The 5,115-nt window shown below is 76.0% G+C and carries 5 protein-coding genes; 4 read left to right on the top strand and 1 reads right to left on the bottom strand.

Going from position 1 to position 5,115, the window contains the following annotated elements; all coding sequences use genetic code 11:
- Nucleotides 1–67: 67 nt before the first annotated feature.
- From ACFSL4_RS28955 to ACFSL4_RS28940, 4 genes are all read left to right on the top strand, one after another.
- On the top strand, nucleotides 68–1,828 hold the full coding sequence (locus ACFSL4_RS28955) for a V-type ATP synthase subunit A (RefSeq protein WP_381089180.1): 1,761 nt from the start codon (nucleotides 68–70) through the stop codon (nucleotides 1,826–1,828).
- Nucleotides 1,825–3,234, top strand: coding sequence for a V-type ATP synthase subunit B (locus ACFSL4_RS28950; protein WP_381089177.1), 1,410 nt, complete (start codon nucleotides 1,825–1,827; stop codon nucleotides 3,232–3,234). The genes ACFSL4_RS28955 and ACFSL4_RS28950 overlap by 4 nt, the downstream gene beginning before the upstream one ends.
- Complete coding sequence (locus ACFSL4_RS28945; protein WP_381089174.1) at nucleotides 3,231–3,860, top strand: V-type ATP synthase subunit D; 630 nt, start codon at nucleotides 3,231–3,233, stop codon at nucleotides 3,858–3,860. Before ACFSL4_RS28950 ends, ACFSL4_RS28945 begins: the two co-directional genes overlap by 4 nt.
- A 114-nt stretch (nucleotides 3,861–3,974) precedes the next feature.
- Nucleotides 3,975–4,412 carry a universal stress protein gene (locus ACFSL4_RS28940; protein ID WP_381089171.1) on the top strand — a complete coding sequence of 146 codons (438 nt, stop codon included), beginning with the start codon at nucleotides 3,975–3,977 and terminating at the stop codon, nucleotides 4,410–4,412.
- Here the strand turns inward: ACFSL4_RS28940 and ACFSL4_RS28935 are convergent.
- Nucleotides 4,348–5,025, bottom strand: coding sequence for a CBS domain-containing protein (locus ACFSL4_RS28935; RefSeq protein WP_381089168.1), 678 nt, complete (start codon nucleotides 5,023–5,025; stop codon nucleotides 4,348–4,350). The two genes, ACFSL4_RS28940 and ACFSL4_RS28935, sit on opposite strands and share 65 nt — an antisense overlap.
- Nucleotides 5,026–5,115: the final 90 nt, after the last annotated feature.

The following is a 5,115-nucleotide window of genomic DNA, read 5'->3' as shown; positions in this document are numbered from 1 at the left end:
CCGATCTCACGGCGGACGCCCTCGCGGACCGCGCGCTGGAGCGGTGCGGCGCTCGGGCGGAGACCCTGTGGGCGCCGTGACGTCGCCGCCCGCCGCGGTGCGCCGCAGCGCCGGCGACGGAGCGCCGCGGGTGCTGCGGGTGGCGGGGCCCCTGGTGGAGATCGCCTGCGCCGAGGGCGTCGCCATGCACGACGTGGTCCTGCTCGGCGAGGACCGGCTGCCAGCCGAGGCGGTGGCGATCCGCGGCGACGTCGTCACCGTGCAGGCATACGAGTACACCGGCGGTATGGCGCCCGGCGGGCCGGCCCGGCCCCGGGGCGGCCCGCTCACGGTGCGGCTGGGGCCGGGGCTGCTGGGCGGGGTCTTCGACGGCCTGCTCCGCCCCCTGGCCCAGGCCGGTGACCTGCTCGAGGCGGGCGGGCGCGCCGCGAAGGCGGACGGTCGCACCTGGCCGTTCACCCCTCGGGTGGCCGAGGGCGCGCGGGTCGCGGCGGGGGACGTCCTCGGCGACGTCGGGGCCTCGGTGCCGCTGCGTGTCCTGGTGCCCCCCGGTCGTTCGGGGACGCTGACATGGGTCGCCCCGGCGGGAGACCTCGCCGAGGACGCGGTGGTGGCCGTGGTGGACGGGTACGAGGTGCGGATGGCCCAGGACTGGCCGGTGCGCAGACCGCGGCCGGTGCGGGAGCGGCTGCCTGCCGTCGTGCCGCTGCACACCGGGCAGCGGGCGGTCGACCTGCTCTTCCCGGTGGCCCGCGGCAGCACGGTCGCCGTGCCGGGCGGTTTCGGCACCGGCAAGACCATGCTGCTGCAGCAGATCGCCAAGTGGTGCGACGCGGACGTGATCGTGTACGTGGGCTGCGGGGAGCGCGGCAACGAGATGGCCGATGTCATCGAGGAGCTGTCCGCGCTGACCGACCCGCGCACCGGGGGCCGGCTGTCGCAGCGCACGGTCACCGTCGCGAACACCTCGAACATGCCGATGATGGCCCGTGAGACGAGCGTGCACACGGGCGCGACGGTCGCCGAGTACTTCCGGGACATGGGGCTCGACGTGGTCGTGATCGCCGACTCGACCTCCCGCTGGGCGGAGGCGCTGCGCGAGTTCGCCTCCCGGATGGGCGAGCTGCCCGCCGAGGAGGGCTACCCCGCGCGGCTCGCCTCGGAGCTGGCCGCCTTCTACGAGCGGGCCGCGGCCGTGCGCACCCTGGGCGGCGCCACCGGTTCGGTCACCGTGATCGGTGCGGTGTCGCCGCCCGGCGGGGACCTCACCGAGCCGGTCACGGCGCACACCGAGCGGTTTGTGCGCTGCCTGTGGAGCCTCGACCGCGACCTCGCCTACGCGCGCCACTATCCGGCTATCTCCTGGGCGGACTCGTTCTCCCGGGACGCCGCCGCGCTGGCCGCCCGGCACGCCCGGGCCGGCGACCCCGGGTGGGCGGAGCGGCGCGGGCGGGTGGCCGAACTGCTCGCCGAGGCGGACCGGCTGGCCGACCTGGTGGAACTGGTCGGGGTCACGGCGCTGCCGCCGCGGGAACGGGTCAGCGTGCTGGCCGGCCGGCTGCTGCGGGAGGGGCTCGTCCAGCAGAACGCGCTGTCCCCGTCGGACGCGTACTGCACGCCCGGGAAGACGGCGGCCCTGGCGGACGCGGTGCTGGCGGTGATCGACCGCTGTGCCGCGCTGGCGGACTCCGGGGCCCGCGCGGACGCCGTCGAAGCCGTCGACCTCACCCCGCTGCTGCGGGCCCGTGAGGAGGCCGGGCCCGGCGACACCGCGCCCGTGGCGGCGGCCCGCGACACGGTGCTGGCGCGGCTCGGGGAGCTGGCGTGAGCGCGCCGGGCGAGATCGAGTACACGGGAGTGCGGGAGCTGCGCGGACCACTCGTGATCGTCGAGGGGGTGGCCGGCGTGGGCTGGGACGAGTTCGCCACGATCATCCTCGACTCCGGCGAGCGGCGCCACGGACTGGTCCTGGAGGTCGACCGGGACCTGGCGGTGGTGCAGGTTCTGGAGGACACGGCGGGGATGGCCCCGGGCGGTACCCGCATCGCGTTCTCGGGCGGTCCGCTGCGCATCCCGGTGGGCCCGGGGTGGCTGGGCCGGGTGTGCAACGGGCGGGGCGAGCCGGTGGACGGCGGGCCGCGGGTCCTCGGCCGCGCGGACGCCGCGGTCGGCGGGGCGCCGATCAATCCGGTGCGCCGCCGGCCGCCGACCGAACCGGTGCTGACCGGAGTGGGCGCCGTCGACGTCCTGACCACCCTCGTGCGCGGCCAGAAGCTTCCGGTGTTCTCGGCCGCGGGGCTGCCGCACCTCGAACTGGCGGTGCAGATCGCCGCCCAGGCCACCTGCGGCGGCGAGGCGTTCGCCGTGGTGTTCGCCGGCATGGGGCTCACGCACGCCGACGCGGCCTTCGTCCGCGACGGGCTGGCCGAACGCTCCGCCGCGCGGGAGCTGGCGCTGCTGCTGAACACCGCCGACGATCCGGTGATCGAGCGGCTGCTGACGCCGCGGCTGGCGCTGACGGTCGCCGAGCACCTCGCGTTCGCGGAAGGCCGCCACGTCCTGGTGGTGATGACGGACATGACGGCCTACTCCGAGGCGCTGCGGGAGGTGTCCGCCGCGCGCGGTGAGTTCCCGGCCCGCCGCGCCTACCCCGGCTACCTCTACAGCGACCTCGCGTCCCTGTACGAGCGGTGCGGCAGGATCGAAGGGCGCCCGGGGTCGGTGACCGTGCTGCCGGTGCTCACGATGCCGGCGGGCGACATCACCCATCCCGTGCCCGACCTGACCGGTTACATCACGGAGGGTCAGATCGTGCTGTCCGCGGAGGTCCACGCCCGCGGCGCGTATCCCCCCGTGGACCCGCTCGCCTCGCTGTCCCGGCTGATGCGCAAGGGGGCGGGCGAGGGCCGGACCCGCGCCGACCATCCGCACGTGGCCGCGCAGCTGATCGCCGCGCTGGCCCGCGCCCGGCAGGTGCGGGAACTCGCCGACCTGATCGGCCGGCCGGCGCTGAGCCCCACTGACCACCGGTATCTGGACCTGGAGGACGCCTTCCTGCGCTCGTTCCTGGCCCAGGGCACCGACGAGGACCGGCCGCTGGAGGAAGCCCTCGACCGTGCCTGGGACGTGCTGCGGATCCTGCCGCGCAGCCAGCTCGGCATGATCCCGGCGGCCCTGCTCGACGGCCGCCTCGTCGCCCGCGACGGCGGCACGGGCGAGGAGGGGCGCTCGTGAGCCCGCGACGGCACCGGGTGCCCCCCGGGCGCGCGGGGCGCCTGCGGCTTCGGCACGGTCTCGACACCGCGCTGCGGGGAGCGGATCTGCTGGAGCGCAAGCTCCGGCTGCTGCTCGACCGGGAGCGGGAACTGCGGCGGGCAGCGGACGAGGCGGGCCGCGCATGGCGGGAACGGCTCGCCGAGGCCGAGACCTGGCTCGTGCGCGGGCTGCTGCTCGGCGGTGAACGGGCCCTGGCCGATGCGGCCCCGGCCGCCCGGGCCCGGGTCGACGTCGCCTGGACGTCCCTGATGGGCGTGGACCACCCGTCCGGCGCGTCCGTGGCGCCGCCCGTGCGCTCCCCGTCGGAACGGACGCCGGGGAACACCGCCCTGGCGCACGCCGAGACCGCCTACCGGGCGGCGGTGCGTGCCGCCGCCGAGCACGCCGCCGCCCGCACGGCGGCGGAGGTGGTCGGTGCCGAGGCCGGACGGACCGGGCAGCGGGTCCGTGCGCTGCGCCGGCACTGGATCCCCCGGCTGACGCGGGACCTGGCGGCGGTGGAACTGGCCCTGGAGGAGACGGAGCACGAGGAGTCCGTACGACGCCGCTGGGCCGCCCCGGCCCCTGAGCAGCCGCGGCGCTGAGCACCCGCGCGGCACGTCCGCCACGCCCTCGGACGCGCTCTCCTGGCGGACGGCCGTGCGGCCCCGCAGCCTGGTGGTGCGGCAGGTGCGGGGGTGCACGAGAGGTGGGACGGCATGGACGGCAGCGCCCTCGGTCCGCGGGTCGTGGTGGGTGTCGACGGGTCCCCGTCCTCGTGGGAGGCGCTGCGCTGGGCACTCCGGCATGCGGAGCTGACCGGAGCGACGGTGGACGCGGTGACCGCGTGGGACGTGCCCCAGGGCTGGTTCGTCCCCTCCGTGGACGCCGACGTCGACCTGGAGAGCGCCCGTCAACGGCAGCTGCGGGAGCTGAGGGACGCGCTCGGTGACGAGGCGGCCGCCTCGGTGCGCGTCCGCCTGGTGCGCGGCAACCCCACCGACGTCCTGCTGTCGGCGGCAAAGGGAGCGCAGGCCCTGGTCGTGGGCAGCCGGGGGCGAGGCGGTGTCGCCCGTGCGCTGCTGGGCTCGGTCAGCCTGGAGGTGGCGCATCACGCGACGTGTCCCGTGGTGATCGTCCGCCCTCCGTCGTCGTGAGCGGGGCAATCCCGTCCGCGGTGTCGTCCCGGTCGAACCGGAGCCGGGCGTCGACGTCCACCACCCCGTCGACGCTCTCGCACAACCGCACGGTGACGGGGACCAGACTCCTGCGCTCCACGCTGCCGCTCAGCGTGACCCTGCCGTCGGTGACGTCGACGGTCAGTGCCGAGGGCGGCAGGCCGAGTGTGCGGACGATGACGTCCTCGACGATCTCCTCCTGGATCGCGCGGTCCCTGCGCAGGAAGAGCTGCACCAGGTCGCTGCGGCTGATCACACCGATCAGCCGGCCCGTGGAGTCCACCACCGGCAGCCGCTTGACCTTGCGGCGTTCCATGGCCCGCGCGGCGTGGACCACGCTCCAGCCCGCCTCCGCGACCACGGCGGGGCTCGTCATCAGGTCCCGGGCGGTGCTTCCGGCGCCCTCGGACGTCTGCCTGTGCAGGAGGTCCGCCTCGGACACCACTCCCAGGGGCCGGCCGTCGTCGTCGACCACCGGCACGGCCGTGATGTCGTACTCGTCGAGGAGCCGTGCGATCTCCTTGACCGCCGTGCCCGGTCGCACGCTCACTGCGGTCGGTGTCATGAGATCGCCAACGCTGCGGTGCCTCATCGCTCGCCGGCTCCCTTCCGGTCGCCTCCGGGCGGCGCGCCCCGGTGCCGGTGTTCCTGAGCGTGCGGTACGCCACCACCGCCCGCAGGG

This window comes from Streptomyces caeni (assembly GCF_042678285.1).
GTDB lineage: Bacteria > Actinomycetota > Actinomycetes > Streptomycetales > Streptomycetaceae > Streptomyces > Streptomyces caeni.
The sequence above is the reverse complement of the archived record's forward strand: the minus strand, read 5'-3'. Positions and strand labels throughout refer to the sequence as shown.

What these genes read in the sequence shown, in the direction of transcription:
- ACFSL4_RS28940 (WP_381089171.1), top strand. Translation starts at nt 3,975, where the DNA reads ATGGACGGCAGCGCCCTCGGTCCGCGGGTCGTGGTGGGTGTCGACGGG.
- ACFSL4_RS28935 (WP_381089168.1), bottom strand. Translation starts at nt 5,025, where the DNA reads ATGAGGCACCGCAGCGTTGGCGATCTCATGACACCGACCGCAGTGAGC.